17 protein-coding genes and 1 pseudogene are annotated in these 17,256 nt (G+C 52.4%); 8 read left to right on the top strand and 10 right to left on the bottom strand.

The annotated features are described in order from the left end of the window. The first annotated feature begins 139 nt into the window (after positions 1-139). The 3 genes and pseudogenes from JCM12308_RS02980 to JCM12308_RS02970 all read left to right on the top strand — a co-directional run bounded on the left by JCM12308_RS02980 (position 140) and on the right by JCM12308_RS02970 (position 2,559). Positions 140-829, top strand: coding sequence for a PAS domain-containing protein (locus tag JCM12308_RS02980; protein WP_008547925.1), 690 nt, complete (start codon positions 140-142; stop codon positions 827-829). Positions 830-934: 105 nt separating this feature from the next. Then, positions 935-1,569 (top strand): annotated as a pseudogene (locus tag JCM12308_RS02975) (PilZ domain-containing protein). A gap of 369 nt (positions 1,570-1,938) precedes the next feature. Then, a complete protein-coding gene (locus JCM12308_RS02970) occupies positions 1,939-2,559 on the top strand; it encodes a transglutaminase-like cysteine peptidase (RefSeq protein WP_054782798.1) in 621 nt (206 codons plus the stop codon). 77 nt (positions 2,560-2,636) lie between these two features. Here JCM12308_RS02970 and JCM12308_RS02965 read toward each other — a convergent pair whose 3' ends face one another. From JCM12308_RS02965 to JCM12308_RS02940, 6 genes are all read right to left on the bottom strand, one after another. Further along, the gene (locus JCM12308_RS02965) at positions 2,637-3,164 is read right to left on the bottom strand and encodes a gamma carbonic anhydrase family protein (RefSeq protein ID WP_054782797.1); all 528 of its coding nucleotides are present in this window, start codon (positions 3,162-3,164) and stop codon (positions 2,637-2,639) included. 55 nt (positions 3,165-3,219) lie between these two features. After that, a complete protein-coding gene (locus JCM12308_RS02960) occupies positions 3,220-3,534 on the bottom strand; it encodes a DUF6949 family protein (protein WP_008547397.1) in 315 nt (104 codons plus the stop codon). 256 nt (positions 3,535-3,790) lie between these two features. Further along, entirely contained in the window at positions 3,791-4,006 is a 216-nt protein-coding gene (locus tag JCM12308_RS02955) for a DUF3126 family protein (protein WP_008547690.1), read from the bottom strand. An 82-nt stretch (positions 4,007-4,088) separates the two neighbouring features. Further along, complete coding sequence (cysE, locus tag JCM12308_RS02950; RefSeq protein ID WP_008547507.1) at positions 4,089-4,937, bottom strand: serine O-acetyltransferase; 849 nt, start codon at positions 4,935-4,937, stop codon at positions 4,089-4,091. Between the two features lie 205 nt (positions 4,938-5,142). Further along, positions 5,143-6,015, bottom strand: coding sequence for an alpha/beta fold hydrolase (locus JCM12308_RS02945; protein WP_054782796.1), 873 nt, complete (start codon positions 6,013-6,015; stop codon positions 5,143-5,145). After that, a complete protein-coding gene (locus tag JCM12308_RS02940; RefSeq protein WP_008547659.1) occupies positions 6,012-6,764 on the bottom strand; it encodes an alpha/beta fold hydrolase in 753 nt (250 codons plus the stop codon). Before JCM12308_RS02940 ends, JCM12308_RS02945 begins: the two co-directional genes overlap by 4 nt. A gap of 291 nt (positions 6,765-7,055) precedes the next feature. Here JCM12308_RS02940 and JCM12308_RS02935 point away from each other — a divergent pair, with 291 nt between their 5' ends. From JCM12308_RS02935 to gpt, 4 genes are all read left to right on the top strand, one after another. Further along, positions 7,056-7,301: a zinc-finger domain-containing protein gene (locus JCM12308_RS02935; protein ID WP_174519171.1), complete on the top strand. Its 246-nt coding sequence runs from the start codon at positions 7,056-7,058 to the stop codon at positions 7,299-7,301. Positions 7,302-7,396: 95 nt separating this feature from the next. Further along, the gene (locus JCM12308_RS02930; protein WP_054782795.1) at positions 7,397-8,596 is read left to right on the top strand and encodes an FAD-dependent oxidoreductase; all 1,200 of its coding nucleotides are present in this window, start codon (positions 7,397-7,399) and stop codon (positions 8,594-8,596) included. 133 nt (positions 8,597-8,729) lie between these two features. After that, on the top strand, positions 8,730-9,470 hold the full coding sequence (locus JCM12308_RS02925) for a competence/damage-inducible protein A (RefSeq protein ID WP_054782794.1): 741 nt from the start codon (positions 8,730-8,732) through the stop codon (positions 9,468-9,470). A gap of 10 nt (positions 9,471-9,480) precedes the next feature. Next, complete coding sequence (gpt, locus tag JCM12308_RS02920) at positions 9,481-9,984, top strand: xanthine phosphoribosyltransferase (protein WP_014286390.1); 504 nt, start codon at positions 9,481-9,483, stop codon at positions 9,982-9,984. 671 nt (positions 9,985-10,655) lie between these two features. Here the strand turns inward: gpt and sfsA are convergent. From sfsA to JCM12308_RS32090, 4 genes are all read right to left on the bottom strand, one after another. Next, positions 10,656-11,360, bottom strand: a complete 705-nt coding sequence (sfsA, locus tag JCM12308_RS02915; RefSeq protein ID WP_054782793.1) for a DNA/RNA nuclease SfsA — start codon at positions 11,358-11,360, stop codon at positions 10,656-10,658. Between the two features lie 87 nt (positions 11,361-11,447). Further along, complete coding sequence (locus JCM12308_RS02910) at positions 11,448-12,899, bottom strand: TrkH family potassium uptake protein (protein WP_008547878.1); 1,452 nt, start codon at positions 12,897-12,899, stop codon at positions 11,448-11,450. Positions 12,900-13,133: 234 nt separating this feature from the next. Then, positions 13,134-13,679 (bottom strand): potassium transporter TrkG, encoded by a 546-nt coding sequence (locus JCM12308_RS32095; RefSeq protein WP_208978209.1) that lies wholly within the window; start codon positions 13,677-13,679, stop codon positions 13,134-13,136. Continuing rightward, positions 13,655-14,575, bottom strand: a complete 921-nt coding sequence (locus JCM12308_RS32090) for a TrkH family potassium uptake protein (RefSeq protein ID WP_208978208.1) — start codon at positions 14,573-14,575, stop codon at positions 13,655-13,657. The genes JCM12308_RS32095 and JCM12308_RS32090 overlap by 25 nt, the downstream gene beginning before the upstream one ends. A 992-nt stretch (positions 14,576-15,567) precedes the next feature. Between JCM12308_RS32090 and JCM12308_RS02900 the strand changes: the two genes are divergently transcribed. Next, positions 15,568-17,085, top strand: coding sequence for a DUF3360 family protein (locus tag JCM12308_RS02900; RefSeq protein WP_208978207.1), 1,518 nt, complete (start codon positions 15,568-15,570; stop codon positions 17,083-17,085). Positions 17,086-17,256: the final 171 nt, after the last annotated feature.

Here is a 17,256-nt window from a genome sequence, read left to right as displayed (position 1 = left end):
TAAATTTTTATTATATTTGTAGTTTGGCATGCTCCCTGCTTATTCCCCACCATAGACCAGCGGATAGTTAAAGTTGTCCATAAAAAGGACACTGACCCCAATGGGAACACCCAATAAGCGGACTGGGGAAGGCAGGAATATGAAACACGGCGCATCACGGATACTCTTTGAATACTGGGACGAAATTCGGGCTGAACGTCCAGCACCAGAACGGGGCGACATTCAACCCTCCGCCATCAAAAGTGTTCTCGGTGATACCTTCATTCTGGAACTGGCAAAGCAAAACAACTTCCGGTTCCGCCTGGCAGGTACACGCCTATGCTCCCTGTTCTGCCGCGAGCTGAAAGGCCGTAGCTTCCTGGACGGTTGGGACGAGAAAGACCAGCAGGCCGTCACTGCCATGCTCTCCGCAATCACGCAGGACGGCGCAGCCGCTGTCATCAGCTTCACCGGCACCACAGAAATGGGCCAGTCCGTCGATCTGGAACTCCTGCTCTTGCCGATACGCGTTCAGGGCGAAGGCTGCACACGCATCCTCGGCTGCATGGCTCCTCTAAAGCGCCCGTTCTGGCTCGGCGTTCAGGCCATCTCCAAGCAAAAAGTAAACAGCTTGCGCTTGATCTGGCCGGATGAAGATGCACCGCTCTTCAGCGAAGAAAATGAATGTGTCCCACATTTCGGAACGCCAGCACACCGTGCTGTTGGCCCAATGGAACCAAGGGTAAGTCGTGGTAGCCGCTTGTCACGCCCTGCCGCACCAAAAGCCGTTGAAATTCCAAACAGCCGACAGGTAGGACATCTTAGAGTTGTTGATGGTGGCAAAATATAAACCTGTACGGCTCACCTGAGTTACCATTCTGTTAACCTTGTTTTCCTAGGGTGTGACCCAAGTTTCGTATTAGACAATAATCGCGTACTCGGGATTCCTAGGAAAATGGCAGGGCGCACAGCGACCAACAGAATTGCTGCACTCGCGGCAAAAGAACCTGACAGACGCCGTTTTTCCCGCGTTGAAATCAACGTGCTTGGCCGCTTCATGCTGGAAAACAGACGCGAGTACCCTTGTCAGGTGGTCAACATGTCCCCCGGCGGCGCCGCTTTCATCTCCCCTGTTATGGGCGAAATCGGCGAACGTGTTGTTGCCTATCTCGATCACATCGGTCGTGTTGAAGGCAAGATCGTCCGTGAAATCGACGGCGGCTTTGCCATGACAGTGAATGCCAGCGCGCGCAAACGCGACAAGCTGGCATCCGTCCTCACATGGCTGGCGAACAAAGACGAACTCAATCTGCCTGAAGATCGCAGGTTCGACCGCTTTGTTCCAAAGAACCCAATGACCAAGATCATCCTCCAGATGGCAGAGAGTACGCTTGTCGTATCGTGGACGTGTCCCTCTCTGGCGCCGCACTCAAAACAGATGTGCGCCCAGCCCTTGGAACACCGATTACGCTCGGCAAGATGCGTGCCCGCATTGTCCGTCATTTCGAAGAGGGCATCGCAGTCGAGTTTGCGTCAGTCCAGAACAAGGAGTTGTTGGAGCACCACATCTCCAACGCTGAAAAGCGCTAAGGCTCAACCGCAGCGATTCCTCGTTTTCAACGGTTAAGCATCAGCTTTTCGATAAATTTATAAAAAAATATTTGCGGTGAATTTTATATGCAAAAAGCACAGCTTTCCGCGATTATCTTTAAATTAACCGTACTTATGCCGACGAACTCTCGCAGCGTAGCCCTCAAAAACTAGAGATTTCTGCGGACTCTTTAACTCATTACAATTTGAATTAAATTTAGCTCTTATTTTCATCTGATTTAATTTAATTACGATGCAAACTTGAGTTAAATGCAGATCGAATTTGATTAAATACTGAGTTTAAAGGTTATAACCAAATAAAAGCGCCCGAATGAAAGTAGAGCCAGCCATGATTGGAGGGCGCTACTTGTGTTTGAGTATAAGCTGTTCGCGAAAAGTGTATTGGGTATCGCGTTGAGCGGATTTATGGGTCTGTCTCAGGCGAATGCCGAGCAGATTCCGGGTCGTTTCATGCCCGTCATCGGACAAGCAAATGCCCCTGTTGGTCATATCGAGTTCTGCCAGAACTACCCTCAGCAATGCCGCTATGGCACCAACACCCCTCTCGTTGTCCGCCTGACCAAAGAACGTTGGCAAGAGCTTCTGGACGTCAACGCCTCCATCAACACTCAGGTGCGCCCGCTTACAGATGAGCAGCTCTTTGGCGTGGCGGAGTACTGGACCTACCCGCAAGGCGCCGGTGATTGCGAAGAGTATGTTCTGGAAAAGCAACGGCAGTTGATTGCACTGGGATGGCCACCAAGCGCCCTGCTCATCACCGTTGTGAAAGACCTGAACAATGGTGGACATGCTGTCTTAAGCGTGCGCACGGATCAGGGAGATCTCATTCTCGACAATCAGATCTCATCCATTTTGCCTTGGTACTCAACCCCATACCGCTATGTAAAACGTCAGTCCGCTCGTCACGCCGCAGCATGGTCCGCCATTTCCGACAAGCGCGTCACCACCGTGGCAAGCATCCCAGAGTAAGGCACAAACTACTCATAGCAATAAAAATGCCGCGGAACCTGTCCGCGGCTTTTCTGTTTTAAAGCGCGAATGCACCATCAAAGTTCAACAAGCTGCTCTTTAAAGCGCTGCGCATTCATCACATAACCATCAGCGGAGCGGATCAGCATTGCTTGTGCTTCTTCATCCAGCTCACGAACCACTTTGCCCGGCATGCCGACAACGAGGGAGCCATCCGGAATAACCTTCCCTTCTGGCACCAGCGCATTCGCGCCAACAATGCAGCCTTTGCCGATCTTGGCACCGTTCAGGATCGTGGCACCCATGCCGATCAGCGATCCCTCACCGATTGTACAGCCATGCAGGATAGCTTTGTGCCCAACGGTGCAGTTCGCACCAATAACAAGCGGATACCCCAAGTCCGTGTGAAGTACAGAACCATCCTGAATGTTAGAACGCGCACCAACGTGGATGAGTTCAGTGTCGCCACGCAATACGGCGCCAAACCAAACATTCGCTTCCTCATCCAGTTGCACATGCCCAATCAGACTTGCACATGGCGCGACCCAGTAGTTTCCGTTTTCAGGAACGTTAGGGCTTCTGTCTCCAAGCTTATAAAATGGCACAAGGTTCTCCTAGATTGCACAAATCAAATCCCGCGCAATCTAGCATAGGCCCCGCTTAAAGTGCCAAGAGAAAACTCAAAACAAACGTACCAGAAAGAATGCTCCACATAGCCGTTAAGCCACCTGCGGCAGCAAGCATGCCCGGACTAAAACTCTCCCAGTAATATCCCTGGATCGCATTGCGCATGAATATAAACGGTCCGGCAACCAGCCAAAGGCCGACAACAATAAGCCAGGAGACTGGCCCCTTCATCTCGGCAAAGAACTTCGGCGGCTCCCCCGTCACCAACTGATAAAAACTACCCAGAATACCCGCGGTCACAAACCCGGAAGCCGCTATAAACGCGGCCAACAACAATTCGCCCAGCATGCACTCCCCCACTCTTCGCTGCGTCATCCCAGCTCAATCGCGATACAGTGCAGTTGAAAGCAAATCCTATGCCGCATGCCATCCTCAGTTAACCTATTGTTAATATTTACATATAGGACGGCACTGGAAATATCCGGCTAGGCCAGAGTGGCAAATACGTTTCATTTCAGGATGCAGAGCGCATTCCATGTCTCATTATGATGCAAAAAGGGCCCCGAAACGGAGCCCTTCAAACCTATCAGATTTGCGTGGTGCCTTAGAGGCCTTCCACGTCAATATCGAGGATAGCCATCTGGAAATTCCAGCTCAGTTCGCCATCTTCCTCATCGCGGAAGATCACGCCGAGAAACTCGTCGTTGATATAAACTTCAGCAGAGTCATCTTTACGAGGACGCGCGCGCACTTCAAGTTCTGGCGACTTGAATGTGTTGCGCATGTAGGTTTGCACCTTACGAATTTCATCAGGCTTCACAGCCGTCTCCTTACCAGTTTCACTTCAAACTTGGGGCACAAACTATACAAGTTTATCCTCGTGCCAACCCTAGGAAACTAGCTTATCCTTGTTTGTTTTGCGAGGAAAGTCCTTGACCTTGGCCCAACATTTGATCCATGGCCCGGGCCGGTTGGTCGCAACCAGCTTCGCCCACAACCTTTGCAGGAACACCCGCCACTGTGGTGCATGGCTCAACGTCTTTCAGAACAACAGAACCAGCCGCCACACGTGAGCAATGGCCGATCTCCAGATTGCCGAGAACTTTGGCACCGGCACCAATCAGAACACCCTGACGAATCTTCGGATGACGGTCACCGGAAACCTTACCTGTCCCGCCAAGAGTAACACCCTGAAGGATGGAAACATCATCTTCAATAACGGCAGTACCGCCGACCACAATGCCTGTGCCATGGTCGAAGAACACGCCGCGCCCGATTGGAACCTGCGGATGAATGTCCATCTGGAACACTTCAGAACTACGGCTTTGCAGATAAAGAGCAAAGTCCTCACGGCCCTGAGCCCAAAGCCAGTTCGCCAGGCGGTGGGTTTGCAGCGCGTGGAAGCCTTTGAAGTAAAGGAGCGGCTCAAGAAAACGATCACAGGCTGGATCGCGATCAAAAACAGCTGAAAGATCAACGCGGAAAGACTGCGCGATCTCCGGTGCCTGATCCAGCGCATCCAGATAGGTCTGTCGAATGAGAGAAGAAGAAACAACCACGTGGCCCAGACGGTCCGCCACACGATGAACAATCGCTTCCTCCAAAGAAGAGTGATTCAGCACCGTCTCATACACAAAAGACGCAAGCGCAGGCTCAGAGCTGGCCATGGCTTGAGCTTCTGCTTTCACGCGATCCCAAACAGGATCATGAGAGGCCAGCTCCTTGGGGCTACTTGAAGAAATTTGCACCATGAAAGAATGTTCCTTTATGGATAGGACCTATTCAACCTTACATAGGTGCAGACCATTTCAATCCAAGTCCCACCTAGTCGCTTTGAGTTATCCGCCTATAGTACATCACGCAGTATTGCCATTAGAGAAAGCCCGTACCAAACCCACAACACCAAAGAGAAAGAGAAACTACATTTTTTACGAAATGCAGAACTTCATTCTAATTTCAGGCGGCAGCTTGGTACTCTTTTAGAAATGGCATGATCGCGGCAGTAAAAATATCATTCACATCGCCTGCAACCATATGACCAGCTTCTTTCACATCTGTGAATTGTGCATGCGGAACCAATTCAAGAAATTCATCAACGTGGCTCTGTTTCACAAGCTCTGAAGCCGCACCGCGCACCAGCATGCTCGGCACCTTCAGGTTGGCCGCCGCTTCTAGCAACTGGCTCTGCACCTGCTCTTTCATATCCGCCCGATCAGCATGATGGGTGATAAAGCGCGGATCCCAGTGCCAGCGATACCGGCCATCTTCCCGCAACCGCAGGTTTTTGGAAAGGCCATCCAGCGTTTTAGGGCGTTTTCGATGTGGCAGATAGGAAGCGATCATATCAGCAGCTTCTTCAACACTGCCAAATCCGTCCTCCACCTTTTCCGCCATGAAAGAGAGGATCTTGTTCACCCCGCCCTCGTCAAGGCGAGGCGTCACATCCACGAGGATCACACCAGCAAGAGCACCGGGGCGCAGCGCCCCTTCCGCCAGAATAGATGCGAGACCACCCAGCGAGGCACCGATTGCAATTGGCTTGATACCGGTTTCCTCATGGATCTGCGTCGCCGCGGCTGCAACATCAGCACCGAAATCTGAGAAGAAGTACTTCTCTCCGTCCACCCATGCACTGTCACCATGGCCGCGCATATCAAGACAAAACGCCTGCATCCCTGCATTGGCGATCATCTCCGCAGTCTTGCCCCACGAATGTCTCGTCTGCCCGCCGCCATGCATCATCATCACGGTCTGGCCTTCTGCGCCATACCGGTCAGCGACAATACGGTTGCCATCGGCTCCGATAAATTCGTGGGTACCTCTATTCATGAAAACTGCTCCAAAAATTCTAATGTGCCTTTTTTGAAAATCTTGTCGCCGACAGCCGTCATGTGGTCCCGGTTGGTGATTTCCAGATAGCTGGCATTCGGCATCAGATCAGCAAGCGCTTTTGGATCACCAGCCACATCATCATTGGTGCCGACAGCCACCAGTGTAGGCGCTGTAATGGTCGATACCATGTCCTCGGAAATCGGTTTACGGGCAGACTGCATGCAAGCAGCCAACGCACGTCTGTCAGACTTGGTCTGCTCGGCAAACGCTCTGAAGGCACGACCCGTCCGGTCTTTCACATCAGAGATTTTGTCAGCCAGCAGGCCTTCAATAATCGGCTCAGGATTCCCGACGCCGGAAATCAGGCCATATCCCATACCGCCAAGGGTCAGAGAGCGCACACGATCAGGTGCCTGCAAAGCGCAGAACGCTGAGATGCGGGTTCCCATGGAATAACCAAGCAGATCTGCTTTATCGATATAAAGATGATCAAGCAGCTTCAGCGCATCCTCTGCCATGACAGGCGCGCCGTAATCCTCGCCATTGTAGTACTTGTAGCTTTCGCCGTGACCGCGGTTATCAATCGCAATCACACGGCGACCATCCTTCACCAGCAGATCGACCCAACCAGGGTATACCCAGTTGACGAACTTGTTGGAGGCGAATCCGTGGATCAGCAGGATTGGGTCGCCCTCTCCTTCATCAAGATAAGCGATAGGACGATCGTTATTGTTGAATATTGGCATATTACCTAACGTTTACGTAAAGGAAAACTATGGGATCAAGGGAGGGTAAATGTAAGTATCAAGAAAGAAAAGGCCAAAGACCTATCAATTTGGATTAGTCCCTTAACTATACACACAGAACGAAACAGAACCGTTTTCGCCTTAAAACCTCAGTGCTAGGTGAAAAAACGCAGTACAGTTGTGGACCGCATAGGATGCAGTGCAATCAATCTCCTAGAAAACCTGTTTTTTTACGCAGAACCAATTTATTGTCACCGGCAAAATTTATGTTCCATGGAGCTTGGCAAACAAATGGCCGATAAAGTCGTACCACACTTCCACAACAGCAACGGTGTAGAAGCCATCAAAATTGGCGCCAAAGAGTTCATGTGCATTGGCGCGAAGCCACCACTGGATCACCCGCATGTGTTCCTCGACATGGGTGCTGATGACAACGCGGTTTGCCCTTACTGCTCTACCCTGTACCACTACGACGCCAGCCTGGGTTCTCACGAATCCAATCCAGCTGATTGCGTATGGACACCTGATGCGGCTTAACAGCCGTATCACTTAGACGATAAAACGAATAATCAGTAATCCCGCTGCAATGCCTGTCCCCTGTTTCAGGCAAAGCACGGCAGGAAAGCTGCGCAATGATACCAAGAAATATTGCTATCGCAGGAGCCGGGATCGCCGGTCTTACAGCTGCGCTATATCTCGCCCGTAAGGGCCACAGTGTTTTCCTGTTCGACGCTGCTCCAGAGCTTTCCGAGGTCGGCGCGGGAATTCAGTTGTCTCCCAATGCGATGAGATGCCTGCAGGCCCTTGGTTTGGGCCCTGCCCTCATGGCAAGAGCCGTTTCCCCTTCCAGCGTGAACATTCGCTCCGGACAGGATGGCTCTCAACTGGCAACGGTTCCTCTGGGACGGATCGCAGAAGACCGCTACGGCGCACCTTATTATGTGATCCACCGTGCAGATCTTCAGCAGCTCTTGCTCGAAGCTGTTCAGAACACGCCAGAAGTAACCCTGCGCCTCGACACCAAGATCGACAACGCAGAGATCAGCGGTGACACCGTCAAGCTGAACGGCGCTGCCTTTGCCTCTGGCATAGATGGTGTGCCGGAACTATTTGATCTGCTCATTGGCGCCGATGGCGTGCGCTCCAGCATTCGCCAGAACACTCTGGGCGGAGCACCGGCAAAGCACACCGGCTTTGTGGCCTACCGCGCAACAGCAGAACCACCGTTCAATCTGGAACACCTGCTCAGCACGTCTGGCCTCTGGCTCGCCCGCAACGCGCATCTGGTTCAGTACCCGGTGAAAAACGGCAAACTACTCAACATCGTCGCCATCACCAAAGAAAGCTGGGAAGAAGACACCTGGTCCCATCCCGTTGGCCGTGATGAGGTCCGCAAGCATTTCCGCAATTGGACACCGGAAGCACTGCGTCTGGTCTACCTGCCGGAAACATGGACACGCTGGTCCTTGTGCGAGGTCGACACCCGTCCGGCCTGGACCCAAGGTCCGGTCACTCTCATCGGTGATGCAGCCCACGCCATCCTGCCGTTTTCTGCGCAAGGGGCGGCTATGGCTATTGAGGATGCAGCGGTGCTTTCCAAAATGGTCGACAAACATGGCGCAACGCCTCAGGCGCTTCAGGCCTATGAAGCTGCTCGTCGTCCACGCATCCAAAAGATGAGCAAGCTCGTAAAGTGGAATGACTGGGTCTACCACATGGGCTTCCCGCTGCGCATACCACGGGACATCGTCATGCGCTCCAGCACACCGAGCCAGCTTCTGGACCGGTTGAACTGGATCTATGAGTGGTCTCCAGAAGACGAAGATATCTAAAGCGGACCTCCGGAAAGTGGGCACCAGTTTTCGGAGATGCGCATAAGCAAACGATAAAGCAGTCTGTTCCATCAAGGATCATGTCAAACAGCTTTATCGAAGCATATTGAGTTTCGAAGGAATACAGAAAGCCATGACCAGCAAAATCATCACAGCGGGCTATGTCGTAATCGGCGACGAAATCCTGTCAGGTCGCACCAAAGACAAGAACATCGGCTTTCTAGCATCCTACCTGACCGACATCGGCATCGACCTGAGCGAAGTGCGTGTTGTGCCAGACCTTGAGGAGAAGATCGTCGAAGCGGTCAACGCCCTGCGCGCTGAGTACACCTATGTCTTCACCTCTGGCGGCATTGGCCCAACCCATGATGACATCACCGCCGATGCCATCGCAAAGGCCTTTGGCGTTTCCATTGATCTTGACCCACGCGCTTATAAGCTGCTGGAAGATCACTACGGTGCAGAGAACTTTACCCCTGCCCGCCAGCGCATGGCCCGTATTCCTGATGGCGCGGATCTGATCGAAAACAAGGTCTCCATCGCACCGGGCTTCCGTATTGAGAACGTCCATGTGATGGCCGGCGTTCCTGCGATCATGCAGGCCATGGTGGACGCCATCGCACCGACACTGGAAACCAGTCAAAAGATGCTTTCCGTGACAATTGAGGCTGCTCTTCCTGAGAGTCGCATCGCGCAAGACCTAGGGGAAATCCAGAAAAACTACCCGGAAACCTCAATTGGCTCGTATCCGCAGTCAAAAGATGGAGTATTTTCCACACAGGTTGTTGTGCGATCTAGGTCAAATGATGTACTGGAACAGGCCAGTGAAGCCGTCCGAGCAGCCGTAGAAGCTGCAAAGACAAAATTTCTTTGAAAGAAGACACATGGATAATCAGCAGCAATCCAAAGCATTCCCGGTCTCTTGGGACCAATTCCACCGCGATTGCCGTGCCCTCTCTTGGCGCCTCGCCGACAAAGGCGAATTTACAGCGATTGTAGCCATCACACGTGGTGGCCTTGTTCCAGCTGGCATTATTGCACGTGAACTGGGTGTTCGCACCATTGAGACAGTTTGCATCGCATCTTACCACGACTACGACGATCAGGGTGAGTTGAAGGTCATCAAGCCAATCGATCCAAAAGTGATCGGCTCTGAAGGCGGCGAAGGCATCCTCATCATTGACGATCTGGTCGACACCGGTAAGACAGCAAAAGTTGTTCGCGAAATGCTGCCAAAAGCACATTTTGCAACCGTATACGCCAAGCCAATGGGCCGCGATCTGGCTGATACCATTGTGACCGAAGTCTCTCAGGACACCTGGGTGTACTTCCCATGGGATCTGGGCATGCAGTTCCAGCCACCAATCTCTAAAGATACCGCAGGCTAGTCAGCCCGACGGAAATCTGCAAAAGAGTTTCAAAAGCCTCGGCCTCACCGCCGGGGCTTTTTTCATATCCGTGTCAGCCTATCAAGGCTACTCCAGATAAAACGGATCACGGCCACTCCAACGACACTCAAGAAAACTTATCCCCCTTGCTTGAAAATGCCCCCATACTAATCCCATGCCCACGGGACGGGCAGCTGGCGGACCGTCCGTCAGCGTGTCGTGGGCTGGGTGGGGCTTTTGCAAGGGGTAACGCATCTTGCAAAGGTCCGGTGGCACCGATTTTCAGGCGTGACTGCATGGTCTGAGAGGAAGGGCCCAACCTGAAGGGCATCACGCAGTGGCGTTTGCTGGTCAGAGCAGCACATGTCAGGGGTAGAGGACCTGTTCGGATACGGAAACTTATCTGAGCAAAGCCACTATCCTTCCGGGAAACCGGCTATCATGTCTTTCAGGATAAGAGGCGATGTTGGCCATACCAAAATGCCCGGGCAAGGCGCGTAGCCAATGCCGAAGACTCTATTACTAACCAAATGCGCAGGTATTGCCTGCCGCCTTGCCTCTCCCGGCTTTCGGGATTTCTAGCTTCAACACTGCATGGGAGGCCATGTGGTGATTTCAGTGCAGGATTCCACACTCCATTAAGAGGGCGACAGGCTAGCCTTACATCCGCCTTAGCACCGCACCTCAATAGCCCGATCTGCGATGATCTCATCAGCGGTCAGACGGCAACCAATCGCATAGACCTCAACGCCTGCCTTCGCAGCTGCATCAAAGGCCTCACCGTACTTCCTATCGATGTCACGGGCCAAAACAAGCGCATCGCAGTCATCACGCTGGATCAGAAACACCATAGCGGCACGGTGACCTTCGCGAACCATATCAGCAAGCTCATCCAGATGCTTGGCACCGCGAGCAGTTACTGCATCAGGAAACTCCGCAACACCATCTTCACGAGCCAGCGTCACGTTCTTCACTTCAACATAGGTGCGCTTGTCACCCTCGCCTTCCAGCAGGATATCGATACGGGAGTTCTTGCCGTACTTCACTTCACGGCGCAGCTTGTCGTAACCAGTCAGCTCAGGAATGCGCCCAGCCTCAATGGCTTCTTCTACAAGACCGTTGGGGCGGCTGGTGTTGATCCCCACCATCGCACCATCAATCTCAAGCATCTCCCAGGAATACTTCAGCTTGCGCTTTGGATCATCATTCGGCGTCAGCCAGACTTTGATGCCCGGCTCTTTCAACCCCATCATGGAACCGGAATTGGCGCAGTGCGCAGTGATTTCCGCTCCGCCCTCATCCAGTGTCACATCAGCTAGAAACCGTTTGTAACGCTTAATCAGCCGGCCTGTAACCAGCGGCACATCAAATCGCATCGCGACCTTCCAATTTACTCAGCGCACTCTCCCCCAAAACGGCTTTGGTTTTCGGGCAAAAGTACGCTCCAAAGTGAAGACTGAAGATTATTTGGACCAGAAATCAGGATCCAGAAGAATGAGAACCGTAAACAGTTCCAGACGCCCCAGCAACATCGCTGCGCACAAAATCCATTTCACAGGATCAGGCAGCGGCGCAAAGTTCCCAGCAGGACCAATCATCGTGCCAAGACCTGGACCAACGTTACCAACGGAGGTTGCTGCAGCAGAAACGGCAGTCACCAGATCCAGATGGAACAGAGACAGGATCAGCGTCAGAATACCAACAGTACCGATGTAAACCACGAGGAACGCAAGAACGGAGAACGTCAGTTCAGGAGTCAGATGGGTATTGCCGTAGCTCACGGAAATCACACGGTTCGGACGCACCATCCGGCGCATATGCGCAATCACGGTTCCAAAGAAAACGAGGAAGCGGAAGACCTTGATACCGCCCGTCGTAGACCCGGTACACCCGCCCACAAACTTGAGCAGGAACGCAAGACCAATCACCGGCGCGCCCCAGGAGGTGTAATCCCCCATGGCATAGCCCGTGCCGGTCACCACAGAAATCACGTTAAACGCAGACTGCAGGATCGCACTGCCAAAACTATCTGCATTGCCGGAGGTGCCCAGATAAATCGTCAGAGCAAGAGAGATAAGTCCCACCAACCACAAAAACGCCCGCACCTGCGGATCACGCCAAAGCAACATCGGCTGACCACGCAGCGCCTGAATGATCAGCACAAACGGAAGTGCGCCCACAATCATAAACACCACAGCAATCCAGCCGGTCACCGGGTTGGTGAAGTATCCGAAGGAGTTATCATGCGTGGAATAACCACCGGTCGCGATCGTCGTCAGGCCATGGTTGAAGGCATCAAACATGGTCATACCGGAGAACCAGTAAAGCACGATACAAAGGCTGGTCAGCAGCAAATAAGTCATACTGATCAGGCGGATCAGTTCGATGGAGCGACTAACAATCTTCTCACTCTGGTCAGAGCTTTCAGTCTGGAACAGCTGCATTCCACCAACGCGCAAAAACGGCAAAAGAACGATCGCCATAACGACGATGCCAACACCGCCCATCCACTGCATCAGCGAGCGCCACACTAGCAAACCCGGAGGAAGTGAGTCGAGCCCCGTCAGCACCGTTGAGCCAGTGGTCGTAAACCCGGAAACAGCCTCAAACGCAGCATCCACGTACGCAATACCAAGCCAAAGGAAAGGCAATGCACCAAACGCAGGCAGAGAAACCCAGCACAATGTTGTCAGGATAAATGTCTGGCGTGTATCCAGCCCATCACGCAAAGCACCACCCATGGCAACGATAAGCAACATGCCAACGAGACCAGTGATTAATGCTGAAATAATAAAGGCTTGCCAGTCAGCATTACGCGACACAACATCCACAAATGCTGGGATGAGCATGGCAGCAGCAAGGCCGACATAAAGGTACCCAAGCACACTTAAAACCGGTCGTATGGAAACCAACATCTATACCGCCGACATCAAATCCAATTTAGCCCGCCCGCTAGTCACATATTGTCCCTTCACGGACGAGATTGGAACGGTATGCTCTCAAACATTTATGAAGCATTGGTTTTAGGCCACTTAGTGATATCTGGCAATTGAATTAATCGGGCAACTACCTATTCACACAATAGAATGGGCACAGTCCCCTCGGATATGCCCACTACACAAAAACCAAGATCTCTCAGGGACGTAGCGTCATCGCCAGAATTCAGGGTTAAACAGCACCAGCACAGTGAACAGCTCCAATCTCCCCAGCAACATGGCCGCAGAAAGGACGATCTTCGCACTGCTTGGGATGTCAGCAAAGTTTCCAACCGGGCCAACCACATCACCGAGCCCCGGCCCCACGTTGGAAACCGCAGTCGTCGCCGCACTCATAGCCGTCACCAGATCGAGACCCAGACCACCAAGGATAACCGTAATCAGACCAACCGTAGCCATGTAAACAACAAGGAACGCCAGAACGGAGAACGCAAGATCAGGCGTAATTTTGGTATCCCCATAGCGCACAGGCACCACTTGATCAGGCCGGATCATCTTGTTCATGTAAGCCCGTACGGTGCCGAAGAACACGATGAATCGGAAGATCTTGATGCCACCACTGGTCGACCCCGTACAGCCGCCAATAAACGTCAACATCAGGAAGAAGCCCATCATCGGAGGACCCCAGGCCGTGTAATCGCCAAGGCCATAGCCAGTCGTAGTGATGATGGAGATCACCACAAACAACGCTTCCACCACAGCGCGGCCAAACGTGAACTTGTTCTCGATGCAAGATACAGCGCCGTCATGCTGGAAAGAATGATGATGACAAAGATAAACGCCCGCGCCTGCGGATCCTGAAGCAGCGCCATCGGGTTCTTGGTCAGAGATTTGATTAGAACAACAAAAGGAAGACCGGAAGCCAACATGAAGACCACAGCCACCCACTCTGCCGCCGTGCTCTCAAAGTACGCAAACGAGGCATCATGCGTCGAGAAACCACCGGAAGACAGCGTCGTCATCGCATGGTTCACCGCATCAAACAAAGACATGCCAGAGAACACATAAAGGATCGCACAGGTCAGCGTCAGCATGATGTAGACACCGCCAATCAGACGCGTCAGATCAGTAGCACGTGCCACGATCTTCTCACCGCGATCAGAGCTTTCAGTCCGGAACAGCTGCATACCACCGATACGCAGCAATGGCATAAGCAGGATCGCCATAACGATGATACCAATGCCACCAATCCACTGCGTCAGAGATCGCCAGAACAGCAAACCCGGAGGCATCCCATCCAACCCGATCAGAACAGTAGACCCTGTCGTTGTGAAGCCCGAAACACTCTCAAAGAAGGCATTCTCAAACCCAATGCCAAGACTGAGAAACGGCAGCGCACCACAAACCGGCATTACGAACCACGACGTCGTGGTTAGCAAAAACGCCTGACGAATGGTGAGATGTTCAAGCTTGTAGTTGGCGGTTGAAACCGCAAGCAGCAGACCCAGAAGGCCCACAAACAGAGAGGAAAGTGCAAACGCAATCCAGTCAGGATTGCTGAAGTAGATATCCAGCAATGCAGGCGCCAGCATCAAAATGGCCAGCCCAACCAGAAAATATCCAAGCACCCGTAATACGGGACCCACCGTCGCCATTATATCTCTCATCTCAAGATGGGCGCAGCCTCAGGCAATTGCACCAACAAGCTTTAATCTCAAATCCTACAGAATCCCGGTTAAGCTTCTCAGCAGAAGGGCGCAGTAAATCACTCTGATGATGTTTGAGGTTACTGGACCGTGAAAATCTGAAGGGTCATATCGGACCAGAACAGTCCGGCAGCATGGAGCGTTTATCTACGCCAAAAGTAGAACCCCGCCAAGTTTTTTCTGATCAGGATATCCCCTCGGCATGGGTGTGCAGCATAATAGAACTACAATTCTGCCGTGTGAGACGCCGACTTAGTGTCACCAAAGCACGATTTAAACTCGGAAAAACACGTGCACCGCACATTCCCACAGTACTGCGACAATACTACCTATAAGTCATTCTACCGCGACAGGATGTGACCTTCAGATCACATTTTTCATAAGCCTTAACATGCGCTCCAACTGAATTAATTTCATTATACTATTGTTTTAAATGAGATATTGAAGACTGAAATTTCACTACGCTTAAAAACAAGGCAATTCAACAAAATCAACTAGATAGCTCATATTGTCGCAGTTTTTCGCCTTATAGATTTCATCAATGACACGATAGACTCATACGATTTTATTTAAGCTGCAACCTTCTGCAAGTTCTCGCTGAACACCGTAAGCTTCCCTACGTCATTTCAGGTAGGGCCTTGCGGTACTGAAGAACAGGGGAAGGGTACTCATGGTCTGAATTTGTGGTTTGCAGGGTCCGTTTCAACGACCCGGGAACCCGGAAGGATAGTCAAAGCGAGTTTGTAACCGCTGACGCAGCTGCACTTTAAAACCTCCCATAAAGCTGTAGCTCAAACCCGAAATCCTGACGGTTCCAGCTCCTCCCGCAAACCAGAAATCAAGACCATGAAACGAGATGCCTTCATCAGCTTCGCTCAGCAAGCAAGCGTCATGAAGCCAGCCTCTCCTTTCCCCCGTCAGTTTTATGGAGAATGGCTGTTATGCTTCAGCAGACAGACAAGCACGAAGAATCCTATAGCGAGGCACACAAGCCTGCCAGCGAGTTTGAGCAACGGTCCGATTATCTGGACCACGAACTCCAGATCATGAAACCACGCCGTTGGGGCCTCAACCTCCCAGGCCGCGACTTCCGCTTTGAGATGGAAGATTTTGTTCCGGCAATCGCAGGCACCATCGGCATCTCCGTGATGTACTCTGCGGTTATGACTGCATGGGCAACCGGCCTCACTGCAAAGTGGCCTCACGTTAATCTGGGCGCAGAGTGGATCATCGAGGTGGTTCGTGTTGAGATGCTCATCCCTGCCCTGATCTTCTGCATCATCGGTTCTGGCTTCCTGAACCCACGTGCAAACCTTGCAGGTAACCACGGCCCAATGATCCCTCTCATTGGTTCCATCGCTCTTGCAGGCGCACACCCACTGGCACTGGCAGCCCTCGTCTGTCTCTTCGGCTTGCTCCTCAGCTACTTCAAAGGCGGCTCCCGTCTGGTGAACCTGACCAGTCAGGGCGTTGCAGGTGGCTTGCTCGTGTTCCTCGGCTTCATGGGGGCAAAGGGGCAGATCACATCCCTCTTCACCTGGGCCGGCGGCCTGCAAGCAAAGCATGACCTTGCTTACAGCCTCTCCTACGTTGCTCTGGCAATTTTTGCAGTCAACATCGTCCTTTACGCGTTCCTCGCGAAAGTCGGTAAGCGTTGGCTTGCGATTCCAGCTTGCTCTGTAGTAGCGGTTGTTCTGGCGCTCGCACTCGGCGCTGGTGTTGATCTTCAGTTCACCACAGCTCCTGGCCTGCCAAACATGAACCCATGGTATTGGTGGGGTTCCACTGAATCCGGTTGGCAGCTCGGTATTCCTGGCTTCAACCACTTCGTTGCTTCCCTGCCTTGGGCAATTCTGGCAGTCGCAATGTGGTCCCCGGACTTCCTTGGCCACCGCATTTTCCAGGAACTTAACTACCCTAAGAACACCGATAAAGTTCTGATGGACGTTGATGACACCATGACCTGCTGCTCCCTGCGCCAGTTCACCGGTACATTCTTCGGCGGTGGTAACATCACTTCTTCCTGGGGCACCTACATGATCCCAGCTGCGATCGCGAAGCGTCCAATCCCAGCAGGCGCAATCCTGCTCGGCACCCTCTGCATCGTTATCGCAACCATCGGCTACCCAATGGACGTAGCAGTATGGCAGCCAGTGATGTCCTGTGCTCTTCTCGTCAGCGTATTCCTTCCACTTCTGGAAGCTGGCCTGCAGATGGTGAAATCCAGCAACGACACCAACTCCGCTGGTATCTGCATCTTCGCAGCAATCGTCACCAACCCTGTTCTGGCATGGGCAATCACCATGTTCCTCGACAACAACGGTCTGATTGGTGACAAAGAACGCGCAGAACGTCTGAGCTTTGCAGATCGCATTGTCATCCCAGCAGGTGCAGTTATCATCTGTACTCTGGCAATGGCCGCAGTTGGCATGCTCCCAGGTATTCCAGCCCTGCTGTAATCCTGAGCAATCAAAATCAGAAAAAGCGCATCGCCCAGCGGTGCGCTTTTTTGTATTCGCAACCACTGCGACAATACGCACCTGAGTAAAACCTGACGTCAGTAACGCACAGTACGGATGACAACCATCCTCCAATCTGGCATAAACAAAGACAGCAAGCGAAGCTACTTC

It is taken from the genome of Pseudovibrio denitrificans JCM 12308 (genome assembly GCF_001310815.1).
GTDB lineage: Bacteria > Pseudomonadota > Alphaproteobacteria > Rhizobiales > Stappiaceae > Pseudovibrio > Pseudovibrio denitrificans.
Note: the sequence above shows the minus strand (reverse complement) of the source record. Positions and strands in the feature narration are given on the sequence as shown.